This window comes from uncultured Enterovirga sp. (genome assembly GCF_964242715.1).
Lineage (GTDB): Bacteria > Pseudomonadota > Alphaproteobacteria > Rhizobiales > Beijerinckiaceae > Enterovirga.
Genome location: NZ_CAXTAZ010000004.1, coordinates 19491 through 35712, shown reverse-complemented (window position 1 = coordinate 35712; position 16222 = coordinate 19491). Strand labels below are relative to the sequence as shown.

General features: G+C 66.1%; 12 protein-coding genes. 8 read left to right on the top strand and 4 right to left on the bottom strand.

Going from position 1 to position 16222, the window contains the following annotated elements:
* Positions 1 to 7 precede the first annotated feature (7 nt).
* Together ACFE87_RS03480 and parE are read left to right on the top strand one after the other, a co-directional pair.
* Complete coding sequence (locus tag ACFE87_RS03480; RefSeq protein ID WP_375458223.1) at positions 8 to 796, top strand: enoyl-CoA hydratase/isomerase family protein; 789 nt, start codon at positions 8 to 10, stop codon at positions 794 to 796.
* A 104-nt stretch (positions 797 to 900) separates the two neighbouring features.
* A complete protein-coding gene (gene parE, locus ACFE87_RS03475; protein WP_375458222.1) occupies positions 901 to 2964 on the top strand; it encodes a DNA topoisomerase IV subunit B in 2064 nt (687 codons plus the stop codon).
* Here parE and ACFE87_RS03470 read toward each other — a convergent pair.
* Both ACFE87_RS03470 and ACFE87_RS03465 read right to left on the bottom strand, forming a co-directional pair.
* The gene (locus ACFE87_RS03470; RefSeq protein WP_375458221.1) at positions 2961 to 3449 is read right to left on the bottom strand and encodes a GNAT family N-acetyltransferase; all 489 of its coding nucleotides are present in this window, start codon (positions 3447 to 3449) and stop codon (positions 2961 to 2963) included. The genes parE and ACFE87_RS03470 overlap by 4 nt on opposite strands.
* 87 nt (positions 3450 to 3536) lie before the next feature.
* Positions 3537 to 4307: an outer membrane protein gene (locus ACFE87_RS03465; protein ID WP_375458220.1), complete on the bottom strand. Its 771-nt coding sequence runs from the start codon at positions 4305 to 4307 to the stop codon at positions 3537 to 3539.
* A gap of 266 nt (positions 4308 to 4573) precedes the next feature.
* Between ACFE87_RS03465 and ACFE87_RS03460 the strand changes: the two genes are divergently transcribed.
* The 6 genes from ACFE87_RS03460 (at position 4574) to ACFE87_RS03435 (ending at position 11927) form a co-directional block, all read left to right on the top strand.
* Positions 4574 to 4819: a hypothetical protein gene (locus tag ACFE87_RS03460; protein ID WP_375458219.1), complete on the top strand. Its 246-nt coding sequence runs from the start codon at positions 4574 to 4576 to the stop codon at positions 4817 to 4819.
* 198 nt (positions 4820 to 5017) lie between these two features.
* On the top strand, positions 5018 to 7996 hold the full coding sequence (gene ileS, locus ACFE87_RS03455) for an isoleucine--tRNA ligase (protein WP_375458218.1): 2979 nt from the start codon (positions 5018 to 5020) through the stop codon (positions 7994 to 7996).
* Positions 7997 to 8011: 15 nt separating this feature from the next.
* On the top strand, positions 8012 to 8497 hold the full coding sequence (lspA, locus tag ACFE87_RS03450) for a signal peptidase II (protein ID WP_375458217.1): 486 nt from the start codon (positions 8012 to 8014) through the stop codon (positions 8495 to 8497).
* Between the two features lie 89 nt (positions 8498 to 8586).
* Positions 8587 to 9258 (top strand): hypothetical protein, encoded by a 672-nt coding sequence (locus ACFE87_RS03445; RefSeq protein WP_375458216.1) that lies wholly within the window; start codon positions 8587 to 8589, stop codon positions 9256 to 9258.
* Positions 9248 to 10624 (top strand): M16 family metallopeptidase, encoded by a 1377-nt coding sequence (locus ACFE87_RS03440; RefSeq protein WP_375458352.1) that lies wholly within the window; start codon positions 9248 to 9250, stop codon positions 10622 to 10624. The genes ACFE87_RS03445 and ACFE87_RS03440 overlap by 11 nt, the downstream gene beginning before the upstream one ends.
* Before the next feature lie 28 nt (positions 10625 to 10652).
* Positions 10653 to 11927: a M16 family metallopeptidase gene (locus tag ACFE87_RS03435; RefSeq protein ID WP_375458215.1), complete on the top strand. Its 1275-nt coding sequence runs from the start codon at positions 10653 to 10655 to the stop codon at positions 11925 to 11927.
* 1263 nt (positions 11928 to 13190) lie between these two features.
* Here ACFE87_RS03435 and ACFE87_RS03430 read toward each other — a convergent pair.
* Positions 13191 to 13712, bottom strand: a complete 522-nt coding sequence (locus ACFE87_RS03430) for a hypothetical protein (RefSeq protein ID WP_375458214.1) — start codon at positions 13710 to 13712, stop codon at positions 13191 to 13193.
* Positions 13713 to 14486: 774 nt separating this feature from the next.
* Complete coding sequence (gene ettA / locus ACFE87_RS03425) at positions 14487 to 16139, bottom strand: energy-dependent translational throttle protein EttA (protein ID WP_375458213.1); 1653 nt, start codon at positions 16137 to 16139, stop codon at positions 14487 to 14489.
* Positions 16140 to 16222: the final 83 nt, after the last annotated feature.

Below are 16222 nucleotides of genomic sequence, written 5' to 3'. Positions count from 1 at the left end.
ACGCCGGATGAGCGACATCGAACCCGAACTCGTTCTCCGGACCGACGACGGCCCGGTCACGACCTTGTCGCTGAACGCCGTCGCACGCCGCAACGCGCTGTCGCTCGAGCTTCGAGCCGCGCTGGAGCGCACGCTTCGTGGGGCGATGGCCGATCCCGATTGCCGCGCCATCGTGCTCACGGGCGAGGGCGATCATTTCTGCGCTGGAGGCGACATCGTCGCGATGGCGGGTCTCGACGCGATTTCGGGACGTAACCGGCTCACCAGCGCGCACGACATCGTCCGGCTCCTGGTCGAGGGCGAAAAGCCGGTCGTCGCTGCGATCGAGGGCTACGCCGTCGGGGCCGGCCTTTCGCTGGCGGCGGCTTGCGACATCGTCGTCGCCGGCCGGAGCGCGCGCTTCGCCTGTTCCTTCAACCGGCTCGGCCTCGTCCCGGATTTCGGCATCGCCTTCACGCTGCCGATGCGGGTCGGAATGGGCCGGGCCCGGCGGATCATGCTCGCGGCGGACACCTTCGACGCGGAGGCCGCGGAACGCTGGGGCCTCGTGGATCAGGTCGCCGAGGCCGGGGAGGCGCGAAGGGTCGCCGTCGCGCTTGCGTCTCGCATCGCAGCCGACGCCGCCCCCCTGTCCAACGCCTATGCCAAGCGCCTCCTCGCCCGGATGCCCGGCACGCTGGACGATGTGCTTCGCGCCGAGGCCGATGCCCAATCGATCCTGTATGCGAGCCGCGACTTCGCGGAAGGACGGGCGGCGTTCCTCGGCAAACGGAAGCCGAGCTTCGAGGGGCGCTAAGCGCGAGAGAACCCTCGGTTCTGCACAGACGATAGTACCCTCTTTGTTCTCTTTACCTCTGATTTGCTATGGTGGGGCTCCGGCGAATCAGCGTGTGAGTTCAGATGGCCGAACGGGATCTCTTCGGCGGTGGGGCGGCGCTCAGGAAGAGCGCCGAGCTGCCGCCCTCCCCTGGTGTGAGGACGGCCCGGGCCCGCCCGGCGCTTCAGGCTGTCCCGACGCCGCCGCCGAGCTACGACGCATCCACGATCGAGGTCCTCGAGGGGCTGGAACCCGTCCGCCGCCGCCCGGGCATGTATATCGGGGGCACCGACGAGCGCTCGCTGCATCACCTCTTCGCCGAGGTGATCGACAATGCCATGGACGAGGCCGTGGCCGGCCACGCCACCTTCATCGAGGTCTCGCTCGAGGCCGGCAACTTCCTGACCGTCACGGATAACGGCCGCGGCATCCCGGTCGATAAGCATCCGAAATTCCCGACGAAGTCCGCGCTCGAGGTCATCATGACCACGCTGCATGCGGGCGGGAAGTTCGATTCCAAGGTCTATGAGACCTCTGGCGGCCTGCACGGGGTCGGCATCTCGGTCGTGAACGCGCTGTCCGACGTGCTCGAGGTCGAGGTCGCCCGGAACCAGATCCTGTATCGCCAGGATTATTCGCGCGGATTGCCGCTCGGCCCCCTCTCCGAGATCGGACGCGTTCACAACCGCAAGGGAACGCGCGTCCGTTTCCATCCCGACCCGCAGATTTTCGGCCCGGACCTCACCTTCGAGCCCCGGCGGCTCTTCAAGATGGCCCGCTCCAAGGCCTATCTCTTCGGCGGCGTCGAGATTCGGTGGCGCTGCGACCCTGCGCTCCTGACAGGGCCTGATCCGATCGCGGCTGAGGCCACGTTCCGCTTCCCGGGCGGATTGCGCGACTACCTGCTTCGCGAGATCGAGGGCGCGACCCCGATCGCGGACGGCATCTTCGCCGGCAAGGTGACGAAGCCGGGCGGTCATGGCTCGCTCGAATGGGCGGTCGCCTGGCTCGCCGACGCGGATGGCTTTTCGAGCTCCTATTGCAACACGATCCCGACCCCCGAGGGCGGCACGCATGAGGGCGGGCTCCGGGTCGCGCTGCTGCGGGGCCTGCGCGAGCATGCCGAGCGGGTCGGGCAGGTGAAGCGGATGGCCGCGGTCACGACCGACGACGTCATGGCGCAATGCGCCGCCATGCTGTCGGTCTTCATCCGCGAACCGGAATTCCAGGGCCAGACCAAGGACAAGCTCGCGACGCTCGAAGCGTCCCGGATCGTCGAGGGCGTCATCCGGGACGCCTTCGACCATTGGCTCGCGGCCTCTCCGCTGCAGGCGAACCGGCTGCTCGACTGGGTCGTCGAGCGGGCCGACGAACGCCTCCGCCGCCGGGCCGAGAAGGAGGTCGCCCGCAAGAGCGCGACCCGGAAGCTTCGCCTGCCCGGCAAGCTCGCCGATTGCACCCGCGCCGGGGCGGCCGGATCGGAACTCTTCATCGTCGAGGGCGATTCGGCAGGCGGCAGCGCGAAACAGGCCCGGGACCGGGCGACCCAGGCGATCCTGCCGCTCCGCGGCAAGATCCTGAACGTGGCCTCGGCCGGTCGCGACAAGCTGGTCGCGAACCAGCAGCTCTCGGACCTGACCCAGGCTCTCGGCTGCGGTACGGGCAGCCACTACAAGGATGGCGACCTCCGCTACGAGAAGGTCATCATCATGACGGACGCCGACGTGGACGGCGCCCACATCGCCTCGCTCCTGATCACCTTCTTCTACCGGCAGACGCCCCGCCTGATCGACCGCGGCCACCTCTACCTCGCGATGCCGCCACTCTACCGGCTGACCCAGGGCGCGAAGACCGTCTATGCGCGGGACGAGAAACACCGCGAGGAGCTGCTGCGCACCGCCTTCAAGGGATCGGCGAAGGTCGATGTCGGCCGCTTCAAGGGCCTGGGCGAGATGATGCCGGCGCAGCTGAAGGAGACCACGATGGATCCCCGGAAGCGGACCCTTCTGCGCGTCACCATCGTCGACGCGGACGCCATCGGGACGGGCTATTCGATCGAGCGGCTGATGGGCAACAAGCCCGAGTCGCGCTTCGCCTTCATCCAGGAACGCGCCGCTTTCGCAGACGAGGCGCAGCTCGACATCTAGGCTCTGCCCGGCCCGGCCCGATCGAGGCGGAGCGAGACCACGCCGTCCTCCTCGGCCTCGCCGGTCACCGCAAAGCCGTGCCGGCGGTAGAAAGCGAGCGCGCCCAGGTTGCCCTTGATGACGAAGAGGCGGGTCGTCGTGGCGTCCGGGTGCAGAACGGCAAGTCGGGCGAGTAAAGCGCTCCCGATCCCCTGCTTCTGCTGCTCCCGCTGCACATAGAGCCGGACCACGAACAGCACCGGCGGACGAAAAGCCGAGGCATAGGCGTGCCCGACGATCTGCCCGGTCTCGAATTCCGCGACCAGGAAGGAGGCAGGTGCCGCCACCATCTGTCGAGCCAGCAGCTCCGGCGCGTGCCAGCGCTCGTGCAGGCTAGCGACGCGGTCTCGGCCGATCAGCGGCTCGTAGGTCTCCCGCCACAGCTCGCCCAAAAGCTCGAAAACGGCTGGGGCTTCGTCGGTCCGGGCCGGTCGGATCCTGACCATGCCCCCGAGAGGGTCAAGGAGCGTCCCGGGCATAAAAAAGGCCCGGCGTCGCCGCCGGGCCCTGTGTTCGTCGCTCTAAGCCGAAGCTTAGAAGCCGTTGAACTTGTAGTTGATGCCGGCGCGGACGACGGTGAAGTCGCTCTGGCGGGTGTCGTTGAGGGTCACGATGTTCGCGGCAACGCCCGAATACACCGGGTTCACCCGACGATCCTGGTCCATGCTGACATAAAGGCCCTCGATCTTGCCGGTCAGGCTCGGGGTGAAGGCATATTCGATACCACCACCAGCCGCATAACCATTGCGGTTCTCTTCGTAGGCGAAACCACCGGTGCCGTACACGAGCAGGCGATCGAAGGCGTAACCGAGGCGACCGCGAACGGTGCCGAAGTAATCCGACGAACGATCCCGGAAGGACAAGGTCGCGGCCGGAGCAGCGAACGCCAGGCCGGGGGTGCCGACGAAGGTGTAGTTGCCGGTATTGGCGCGATTGCCACCGAAGTCCTTGTACTGGGCGTCGGCTTCGATACCGAACACGATGTTGCCCATCTGGTAGTTGTAGCCGATCTGGCCGCCACCAGTGAAGCCGTCACGGTTGTTGCCGTTGCCGTTGTCGATCGTGAGCGTGCCGGCGGTGCCGGCCGAATTCACGACCGAGCCCGCGGGCAGGCCGATGGTGCCGTTGTTGTTGTTGTCCGAGAAGCCGTAGCCGGCATTCACACCGAGGTAGAAGCCGGTCCAGGTGAAGACCGGAACGGCGACGTAGGGCGCCGGGGCCATGCGCCGCGACGGGAGGTCGGCAGCCATCGCGCCGGCCGACATCATGGCCAATGCGACGGAAGAGAGCAGGATCTTCTTCATGGATATGTCCGTTGTTGTGGTCAGTGGTCCGAGGTTGGTTCTAGCCCCAACGCGCTTAATCGTCTGTGACTTGGCGGCAACAGCCCCGTGCAACCTGGGGCGCCAGAGGGCCCGAACCCCGATCGGGGCCGCCGCGGCAAGGTGCCGTGTGAGATGATTTCCGAATGGTGTAAAGCACTTATCGGGTTGTCGGTTGTGCGGTAACCCTCCCTTTACCGTGATCTCCGACAGTCTGGACGGCGGGATCACCCGTCGGAGACAGGCGGATGCTCGGCTTTACACAGGAGGACGGTCGCCCGTCCATCATTGCCAGCACGATTAAGTCGGTGGTGATCGTAGGCACGCTCTCTGTCCTGGCCGCCGGCTGGCTCTCGTCCGCGACAGACAACCAGACCCTTTCCCGACTCGCCGCGAATGCGAGCCGCGGCGTGGAGGATCCCCTCACCACGGGCTCGATCTCCTCACGGGCCAATGCCGTGAAGATCGATCCTTGCGGCCCCCCCCGACGCTGAGTCGCGGAGACCCGGGGGCCTCCGAGCCGCCCTTTCGTCGCCTACGGGCTGGTGTTAAGAGGCGAGCTCCCCTTAAGCGGATGGCGAACGGTCGCGTGTGAGGGCCCCAATCCGGGCCACGGCTTCTCCGGATTCGGATGGTCCGAATCGCGTCGCCGACAGCATCTGCCGCCGATCTCTCACACCGGTTCACCTGACATGAGCGAGACCAGAGCCAAGCCGGTTGCCACGTCGGGCCGCGACTATTCCGAGACCCTCTTCCTCCCCCGGACCGATTTCCCGATGCGGGCGGGGCTTCCCCAGCGGGAGCCGCTGCTCCTGGAGCGCTGGGACCGGATCCAGCTCTACCGCCGCCTCCGGGAGGCCTCCGCCGGACGGCGGCGCTTCATTCTTCATGATGGCCCCCCCTACGCCAACGGCAACATCCATATCGGGCATGCGCTGAACAAGATCCTCAAGGACCTCGTCACCCGCACGCAGCAGATGCTCGGTTTCGATTCCAACTACGTGCCCGGCTGGGATTGTCACGGCCTCCCGATCGAATGGAAGATCGAGGAGCAATATCGTGCCGCCGGCCGCAACAAGGACGACGTGCCCGTCGTCGATTTCCGGCGCGAATGCCGCGCCTTCGCGCAACACTGGCTCGAGGTGCAGCGGCAGGAATTCAAGCGCCTGGCCGTCGAAGGCGACTGGGCCCATCCCTACACGACGATGGCCTTCCCGGCCGAGGCGCAGATCGCGCGCGAGATCATGAGCTTCGCCCGGACCGGCCAGCTCTATCGCGGCTCGAAGCCCGTGATGTGGTCGCCTGTCGAGAAGACGGCGCTGGCAGAGGCCGAGGTCGAATACGAGGAGAGGACGAGCCAGACCGTCTGGGTCGCCTTCCCGATCTCGTCCACCCTCGACGGCGATCTCGACGGCGCGGCTGTCGTGATCTGGACGACGACGCCCTGGACGATCCCGGCCAACCGCGGGATCAGCTACGGGGCCGGCATCTCCTACGGCCTCTACCAGGTCACCGAGGCGGCCGGGGAGACCTGGGCCAAGCCGGGCAGCCGCTACGTGCTCGCCGACAAGCTCGCCGCCGAGACCTTCGCGGCGGCCCGGGTCTCGGGCTTCGAGCGGGTCAAGGACGTGCTGCCCGTGATGATCGTCCAATGCAGCCATCCCTTCCGGGGTCTCCCGGGCGCGAATGGCTATTGGGATTTCGACGTGCCGGTACTGCCGGCCGATTACGTGACGGACGATGCCGGCACGGGCTTCGTCCACAGCGCGCCCGGCCATGGCCTCGAGGATTACGGCACCTTCCTCGACCATCGCAACACCTATGCGGAGGCAGGCACGACCGAGGTCCCCCACACCGTCGACGAGGATTCGGCCTATTACCCGACGGTCCCGTTCTTCGCGGGCGAGCGCGTCTTCGACGCCAAGGGCAAGGATGGGCGCGCCAACGCGGTCGTCACCGAGAAGCTCGCGGAGGTCGGCGCACTCGTGGCTCGGGGCCGGCTGAAGCATTCCTACCCGCATTCCTGGCGCTCAAAGGGACCTCTTCTGTTCCGGAACACGCCGCAATGGTTCATCGCGATGGACCGTGAGCTGGGCGACGGGACGACGCTCCGGTCGCGCGCGCTCGACCAGATCCACCATCATGTGCGCTGGGTGCCGGCGGCGGGCGAGAACCGCATCACCGGCATGATCGAGAAACGTCCGGATTGGGTGGTCTCCCGCCAGCGCGCCTGGGGGGTGCCGATCGCCATCTTTGTGCGGCGAGACTCGGACGAGATCCTGGTCGACGAGCGGGTGAACGAGGCGATCGCGGCCGCCTTCGAGGCCGAGGGCGCCGATGCCTGGTTCGAGCCGGGCGCGGCCGAGCGTTTTCTCGCCGCCGGAGGCCATGATCCCGCGGAATGGGACAAGGTCGACGACATCCTCGACGTCTGGTTCGATTCGGGCTCGACCCACGCCTTCACGCTCGAAGACCCGCGTCACTTCCCGGGCCTCGCCGGCACCCGCCGCCAGGTGAATGGCGGCGAGGACACGGTGATGTATCTCGAAGGATCGGACCAGCATCGGGGCTGGTTCCACTCCTCGCTCCTCGAATCCTGCGGCACGCGAGGACGCGCGCCTTTCGACATCGTGCTGACGCACGGCTTCGTGCTCGACGAGCGCGGGGAGAAGATGTCGAAATCGCGCGGCAACGTCACGGCGCCCCAGGAGGTGATCAAGGCGTCCGGTGCGGACATCCTCCGGCTCTGGGTCGCGGCCGCCGACTATTCCGACGACCTCAGAATCGGCCCCGAGATCCTGAAGACCTTCTCGGAGACCTATCGCAAGCTCCGCAACACCATTCGCTGGATGTTGGGAACGCTGGCCCATCACGACGGGGCTGCCCTGCCGCCCCTCGAGCAGCTGCCCGAACTCGAGCGCTGGGTGCTTCATCGCATGGCCGAGCTCGATCGGGAGGTGCGCCAGGCCTATGCCGATTTCGATTTCGGCCGGGTGGTCTCGCTGATGACGCATGCGATGACGGGCGACCTGTCGGCCTTCTATTTCGACATCCGCAAGGACGCCCTCTATTGCGACCCGATCTCGAGCCCGACCCGCCGGGCGGCGCTTGCCGTGATCGACGAGGTGTTCCGCCGGACGGTGACGATGATCGCCCCGATCCTGTCCTTCACGGCCGAGGAGGCCTGGCTCGAACGCTATCCGTCCCAGGACGGCTCCGTGCATCTGGAGACCTTCGCGCCCGTCCCGCCGGAATGGCGGGACGACGCGCTGGCAGCCCGCTGGGCGACGATCCGGCGCGCCCGCCGCGTCGTCACGGGCGCGCTCGAGATCGAGCGGGCCGCGAAGCGCATCGGGGCGAGCCTCGAAGCGGCGCCCGTCGTCTACGTCTCGGACCCGAACATGGCCGCGATCCTGGACGGCGTGGACATGGCCGAAATCTGCATCACGTCAAGCATCAGAATGGTGCGGGGCGAGGCGCCTGCGGAGGCCTTCAGGATCGAGGACGTTGCCGGTATCGGGATCGTGTCGGCGCGAGCCGAGGGCCGCAAATGCGCCCGCTCCTGGAAGATCACGCCCGAGGTGGGAGCGGACCCCGTCTATCCCGACGTCACGCCGCGCGACGCCTCCGCCCTGCGGGAATGGGACGCGATCCGGCCGGCGGCATCCTGACGACGACGGACTGACATGATGCCCGCTCGTCTAGGCCTCGCGGTCGCGCTCGCCGCGCTGACTATCGATCAGGCCTCCAAGCTGTATCTGCTGTTCGAATATGACCTGGGCGCTCATGAGCCGGTACATCTGACATCCTTCGCGACCCTGCTCGTCGTCTGGAACAGAGGCATCTCCTACGGCCTGTTCCAGCAGCACAGCGAGATCGGCCGCTGGTTGCTGATCGGGCTCTCGGCCCTCGCGACTTTGGCGATGGGCTGGTGGATGCTGCGCGCCAGGCAGCGCATCCTCGCGGCATCACTCGGTCTCGTGGTCGGCGGAGCGGTCGGGAACGGCATCGACCGGGTCGCCTACGGCGCCGTGTTCGACTTCATCCATCTGCATTACGGCTCGTTCTCGTGGTACGTATTCAATGTCGCGGATGCGGCGATCGTTGCCGGGGTAGTCGGCCTCGTCTATGACGCTTTCCTCGGGGATCGGCATCGACAGCCTGCGGCCTGACGAAGCTGGATGGACCGCCAGGCACGGACGGCGCCGTCATACGAAAGCCCGAATAGGGGCCGATGGCGGCTAAGGACGGGGGATCAGGGATGACCAACAGAATGTCGGTGCGGCTCGGGTTGATCTGCGGCCTCTCGGCCATGGCGATCGCCGGCCCGGTCCGGGCCGAGGAAGGCGTCGCGATGAAAAGCCTTCTCGGCAATATGGGCCTCATCGCCAGGGAGAAGGACCCGATCCGCTACCGCGAGCGGGCACCGCTCGTCGTGCCCCCGAAGGCCGAACTCAGGACGCCTGTCGGGGTCGAGAGCACCGCGGCGGCGAACCCGCAATGGCCCAACGACCCGGACGTGGCCGCCAAGCGCCGCAGCGCGGAAGACTCTCGACGGCCAGTGACGCAGAGCGACACGCGCCGGATGTCGGACAACAACCCGCGCCTGAGCCCGTCCGAACTGCAATCCGGTCGGATCGCCCGGAGCGAAGCTCCGGACCCGAGAACCCACCGCGGCGACAATGCTCGCGACGTTCTTCTCCTGTCTCCAGACCGCATGCGGGCCAACCCGAAGAGCGATGCGGACGACAAGCTGGACGACCAGGCGCCGGGTCGCCGCGTCCTGACGGAACCGCCGTCGACCCTGCGCAAACCGGCTAGCGGCAGGGGCCTGCCGAACGACTTCACGCCGCGCGCCGACACGCAGAACCAGGAAGCCTCGCCCTTGGGCTGGCTCACGCGGAAATTCAGCAGTGGGGATGATGACGAGTAGCGGGAGGACGTTCGTCCCCGTGTCCCGTCCCCAACTCCAGCATGCGAAACCCTCCTTGGCCCTGAGAACAGACGCCGCACCGTTCGGTCGCCTCGAGGGCAGCGGGCCGGAACTCAGCACCCATCGCCTTGAAAACGGTCTCGACATCGTCGTGATCCCGGATCGGCGCGTGCCGGTCGTGACCCACATGCTGTGGTACCGCAACGGCTCCGCCGACGACCCGCTCGGCCAGTCCGGCATCGCGCATTTCCTCGAACACCTGATGTTCAAGGGAACCGAGCGGCATCCGGCCGGGGAATTTTCGAAGGTCGTCTCGGCGCTGGGCGGCCAGGAAAACGCCTTCACGTCCTACGACTACACGGCCTATTTCCAGCGCGTCGCGCCCGAGCATCTCGGCCGGATGATGGAGTTCGAGGCGGACCGCATGTCCGGCCTTAATTTCGACGATGCCGTCGTCGCCCCCGAACGCGACGTCGTCCTCGAGGAGCGGCGCATGCGGGTCGAGACCGACCCGTCGGCGCAATTGTCCGAGGCCATGGCGGCCTCGCTTTTCGTCCACCATCCCTACGGCATCCCGATCATCGGCTGGATGCACGAGATCGAGACGCTCGATCGCACGAACGCGCTCGATTATTACCGGCGCTTCTACTGCCCGAGCAACGCCGTCCTTGTGGTTGCCGGTGACGTGACCGACCGGGACGTCATCAGGCTCGCCGAAGGAACCTACGGCCGCAATCCGCAATGCACGGATGTCCCCGTCCGCCGGCGGCCGGCGGAACCGGAACCGCGCGCGGCCCGCCACGTTTGCATCGCCGATCCCAAGGTCGAGCAACCGACGCTGCAGCGGCTCTACCTCGTCCCATCGTCCCGCACCGCCACCGGGCTCGCGAGCCATGCGCTCGAGGTTCTGGCCGAGGCGATCGGCGGCGGTCCGACCTCCTACCTGTATCGTCGCCTGGTTCTCGACGGCGGCAAGGCCGTGAATGCCGGCGCCTGGTATATGGGCTCGGCGATCGACGAGTCGCGGTTCTCGATCTATGCGGTTCCGGCCGAAGGGGTCTCGCTGCCCGATCTCGAAACCGAACTCGACCAGGCGATCGGATCGATCAAGGACGGCCTCGACGATGTCGCGATCGAACGCGCCAAGTCGCGACTGATCGCGGAGACGATCTACTCGCTCGACAGCCAGTCCTCGCTCGCCCGGATCTACGGATCGGCGCTCGCCGTCGGCGAGACGCTGGAGGATGTCAGGACCTGGCCCGACCAGATCAGGGCCGTCACGCGCGACGATCTCGTCGCCGCGATCGAGACGTGGCTCACCGAGCGGCGCTCCGTGACCGGCCACCTCGTGAAGGTCCGCGGGTGAGGATCAACGTCGCGAGAGGCGAGGCTTGATGTCAGCGACGTTGCAGGCTCAGAGCGGGCCCCCCGACATCCGGTCGCTGCGCTCGCCGGGCGGGATCGAGGCTTGGCAGGTCCAGTCCGATTTCGTGCCGCTGGTCGCGCTCTCCTTCTGCTTCGAGGGTGGCGCCGCTCAGGACCCACCCGGCAAGGCGGGAACGGCTCAGCTGCTGGCTCGACTGCTCGACGAGGGCGCGGGGACCTTGCGGTCGGACGCGTTCCAGGAGCGGCTCGCCGAGCGCGCGATCGAACTCACCTTCACAGCCGGCCCGGACGCGGTCGGCGGCTCGCTGAAGACGCTCGTGGCCCATGCGGACGAGGCCTTCGAACTGCTCCGCCTCGCGCTCACGGAACCGCGTTTCGACGAGGATGCGGTCGAGCGCGTGCGCGCCCAGACGCTCGCCGGGTTGCGCTACCAGCAGAACGATCCCGGCAACGTCGCGTCCAAGCGCTTCCTGGCCGAGGCCTTTCCTGGCCATCCTTACGGTCATCCAGCCTCCGGCACGCCGGAGACGGTCGCGGCCGTGACAAGGCAGGACATCGTCGACCTGCATCGCCGCATCGTCGCGACGGGCCAGCTCAAGGTGGCGGCCGTGGGCTCGATGGCGCCGGCCGAATTCGCGCGCCGCCTCGACACCACCTTCGGCGGGCTGCCGCGCGAGCCGGACCTGGCCGAAGTGCCGGGCGTCGCATTGTCCGGCCGCGGCCGGCAGGTCGTGGTCGACCTCGACGTGCCGCAATCGGTGATCCGGTTCGGCTATGCGGGCGCCTCCTGGCGCGACCCCGACTTCATTCCGACCTATGTGCTGAACCACATGCTCGGCGGGGGCGCCTTCACGTCGCGGCTCTTCCAGGAGGTGCGGGAACGCCGGGGCCTCGCCTACAGCGTCGGCACCTCGCTCGTGAGCTATCGCCACGCCTCCATGACCTGGGGCTATACGGCCACCAAGAACGAGCGCGTCGCGGAATGCCTCGACGTGATCGGCGCCGAGATCCGGCGCATGCGGGACGAGGGCCCGAGCAAGGACGAACTCGCCAAGGCCAAGGATTACCTCACGGGCTCCTACGCGCTCGGCTTCGACACCTCGACCAAGATCGCCCACCAGCTCGTCCAGATCGCCTTCGAGGACCTCGGCATCGACTATATCCGGCGCCGCAACGCCCTCGTCGCCGCGGTGGGCCGGGAGGACATCATGGCCGCAGCGGAACGAACGCTCGGCGACAGTGCCATGCTGGTCGTGATCGCGGGACGGCCGACGGGATTGTAGCTTCCTCTCGACAGTCCCTTTGTACTTCAAACGTTGCGGCATCCGGGATCGACGGGCAACGATCGGTACGCCGGACCTGGCAAGGATGCGATCCCGCGTCACAAGTACCGGAACGGGCGGCCGGGTGGCCAGCCTTCTGCCCGGGCGGACGAGTCCGCTCCGCGCCCAGATCGACCGTTTAGGCGGTTGGGCAGCGCCTCCGAACTGAACGTTCGAGGCTCTGTCTAATGCTGCCCTGGGAGTTGGCCTTACCAGAGCGCCTTAATGTCGTCTGGTCTGGGAGGCCTTTGTCGCTCAATCAGTGCGCGTAGCAGTATCTCGCGCAGGATCATGTATGAGCTTCGGACATCCTGCATTACCGCTTCCGCACCAGCGTGCGCTGAACTCCCTCGGGCGAAATACAATCGGGTGACCTCCTGATAAAGGCGGTCTCCGGAAGCTCGGTCCCGGCCGATGTATGCGCGAACAGCGCGAGCGAGCGACTTTGTAGTATCACGCCGCCCTGGCCGCATCAAAATCTCGATCACGGTCCAAATCGCGATTAACTGCGCGTCTGGTGCCGGCAGCCACCACAGCCCATCCGCCAAGATGAAAGCTCGCTCTACGTCCGGATCGGATCGCAAAGCTTGAAACTGAGGCAGGATGCGCGCGAGCGACTCAAGCAAAGACTGGGTGAGTTCCACCGGCTGACCCGAAATGACCAACGGATGCTCCAGCCTCCAAACGTGAACTGGTCCGGTGGACTGCCGCGCCTCCGCGAAAGGCACGTTGCAGAGGATCGGCAGACAGACCGGCTGGCTTGAGAGAATGCGGATTGCGGCCGCAACCAGTCTCAAGATTAGCATTCTCGGCACGTCGAGGGGGCGGGCTCCCGCAGCTATGGACACCTCGATCTGAGCTGTCTCAGCCACGAATCCGTTCTCCACGGCATACCACGGCGAGGGATGGACAGCGCTTGGCGCTGACGGTGGGGCCACAGCGACCATCGGGGGCGCAAAGAGGTGAGCATATGTGCGTCGTAGGTGCAGCCCGGGCAGCAGCTCAAACTCGCGCACGTCGAGTGACGCTCGCGACAGCCCAGCGAAGAGAGGTGCGTGAGCGAGGTCAAGAGACGGGGTTCGATCGACCTGGTACGTTCCGTCACTCAGGGCGCGCAAGCGCGCCAGCGCGTCATTCATCTTCTCGGCCATCGGGAGCAGCTTCAAGCCTCAGGGCAGTCGTTAAGCCGGCTCGGCCGTGACGCCTAACGAAGAGCGAACGAGGTCATCTTCCTGGAGCCTTCGGGCGGGCGGCCAGGGTGACAGCTCGGGATTTCGCCCGCCGCTGCGAAGCCTCCTTCTTGACTTGTCGCCTCTCTGCAGTTTTCTTACTTTCGGCAGCGCGGGCTGCAACTCTCTTCTCAAAGTTGTTAATGGCTTCATCAAGCAGCATCTGGCAGTAATCCCAACGCTCCCGAGCTGGCCTCGTTGCTCCCTTATATTTTGGCACCTCCTGCCAGTAGCTAGAGAGCAGGGTTAGTGACGATCGCGCATTTTTTGTGTAGTAATTGAACGTCCACTCAAGAGAGTCTTTGTCCTGGCCGTAACCGATAGCATTATCCTCTATTATCCTTCTCGAGAAATTACGTCCATGCGAAAACACTTCAGATCGTTTTCCAGTCTTTTCTGCTAGGAATGCAGCTCTCCACAACGAGAATGCGACAGCTACTAGATCCTGAGCAGCCTTCGACGCGTCCTTGGTCTTCCAGAAGTTTTCGTGATCCTGAAACAATTTAAAGAGACGCAAGCAGGACCTCTGATTTTTGCTCTACTGTCAATCGCCCACTCCAAGTGCTCAACATTAGCTGTCTTGGTAGCCACGGCCTTCCTCGCTATTATTCTGATCGGCTCGACTCTTCTTAAGAGATCGCAACCGTAGTTCAGGCTCTGCACAGACGCAACGACATTCGCCCAGTGCTCGTCCAAGAGCCGCCGTTCCGCTTCCGACCAGGAGCGGTCGCCCGAAACGTCCCGAGCGGTTTCGGCGCCAGCACCGCCCTTGAACATATTCCTATCATGTGCCACATACCGGCCGTCCCGTCCACGGGGAGGCCGCCGCGTGCACCGGCGCGGTCACCTTTGACGGCGGAGCTCGGCATCGGCCGAGTTCCGACGGCGGACGGGATGCGGTCCGGCGTGCCGGGGTCAGGTGGCCTAGCGCCGGCCACACGCGACGATTGCGTCGTGCCTTTCGGGCGCGGCGTAGGAGCCCTCAAGCGGCGGCTGGCAGCCGCCGTCATCGGCGGGCCTCAAGGCCCGCGGGACCGTCGCCTCGAGAAAGAACCGCCAGGGACGCCGGGCGACCGGCTATAATAAATCAAAAGATGCTGGCCGCTCGGCGTCCCGCTCCCCAGCCTTCCTTCATGCCTCGGGGCGAAACCGCCCGCGAGACCGAGAACGCATGCCTGGACGCTGCCCGGCTCCCGCCCGCGGGAGACATGTCGAGTGAGGTGGACCGGCTCACGTGAAGACGATGCGACCGACACGGACGAGAGACGATTCCGCCGAAGGCGGACCGGCTCTACCGCGCGAATTTCCGGTGCTTCTGCTTGCCGGTGTTCAGGTCCTCGACCCCGAGACGGCGTTTCTTGTCCTCCTCGTAATCGTGGAAGTTGCCCTCGAACCACTCGACATGGCCGTTGCCCTCATAGGCCAGCATGTGGGTCGCGATGCGGTCGAGGAACCAGCGATCGTGGCTGATGATCACGGCGCAGCCCGCGTAATTCTCGAGCGCCTCCTCCAGCGCCCGCAGCGTCTCGACGTCGAGGTCGTTGGTGGGCTCGTCGAGGAGGAGCACGTTGGCGCCCGACTTCAGAATCTTGGCGAGGTGGACGCGGTTGCGCTCACCGCCCGAGAGCTGGCCGACCTTCTTCTGCTGGTCCGGCCCTTTGAAGTTGAAGGCGCCGCAATAGGCGCGCGCGTTCATCTCGCGCTTGCCGAGATAGATGATCTCGTTGCCGCCCGAAATCTCCTCGTAGACGGTCTTGCCGGCCTCGAGCGTATCGCGCGACTGGTCGACATAGCCGAGCTGCACCGTGTCGCCGACCTTGATCGCGCCCTCGTCGGGCGTCTCCTGGCCCGTGATCATTCGGAAGAGCGTGGTCTTGCCGGCGCCGTTCGGACCGATCACCCCGACGATGCCGCCCGGCGGCAGCCGGAAGGACAGGTCGTCGATCAGCTCCTTGTCCTCGTAGGCCTTCGACAGGTGATCGAACTCGATCACGTTGTTGCCGAGCCGCTCCTTGATCGGGATGACGATCTGGGCGGCGCCGGGCCCCTGCTCGGAGGCCTTCGCGACCAGGTCCTCGTAGCGCGAGATGCGGGCCTTCGACTTGGCCTGCCGGGCCTTCGGCGAGGCCGAAACCCATTCGCGCTCCCGCTCGATCGTGCGCTGGCGGGATTCGTCCTCGCTCCGCTCCTGCGCGAGCCGCTTCTGCTTCTGCACGAGCCAGGAGGAGTAGTTGCCCTGGTAGGGGATGCCCTTGCCGCGATCGAGCTCGAGGATCCAGCCGGTCACGTTGTCCAGGAAGTAGCGATCGTGGGTCACGATCAGGATCGCGCCCGGATAGCTCTTGAGATGCTGTTCGAGCCAGGAGGTCGTCTCGGCGTCGAGATGGTTCGTCGGCTCGTCGAGAAGGAGGAGCTCGGGCTGCTCGAGGAGGAGCTTGCACAACGCCACCCGGCGGTTCTCGCCGCCCGACAGGGTGTCGACCGGCCAATCGCCCGGCGGGCAGCCGAGGGCACCCATGGCCTGGTCGACGCGCTGGTCGAGCTCCCACAGGTTCTTCGCGTCGATCTCGTCCTGGAGACGGGTCATCTCGTCCGCCGTCTCGTCGGAATAGTTCATGGCGATCTCGTTATACCGGTCGAGGATCGCCTGGCTCTCGGCCACGCCCAACAGGACATTCTCCCGCACGTTCCTGGTGGGGTCGAGCTGGGGCTCCTGCGGCAAGTAGCCGACGCGCGCGCCCTGGGCGACGAAGCCCTCGCCGTTCCACTCCGTGTCGATCCCGGCCATGATCCGGAGCAGCGTCGACTTGCCCGACCCGTTGATGCCGAGGACGCCGATCTTGGCGTCCGGGTAGAAGGAGAGATGGACGTTGTCCAAGACCTTCTTGCCGTTCGGATAGGTCTTCGTCAGACCCTGCATATGATAGATGAATTCGCGGGCCATCGGGTCCGGATCCTGCTGCGTCGGCGTCGGGGAATGGCGTGAGCCGATAGCAGGAGGCCTGCCGGAGAGCAAGGCGGACACGC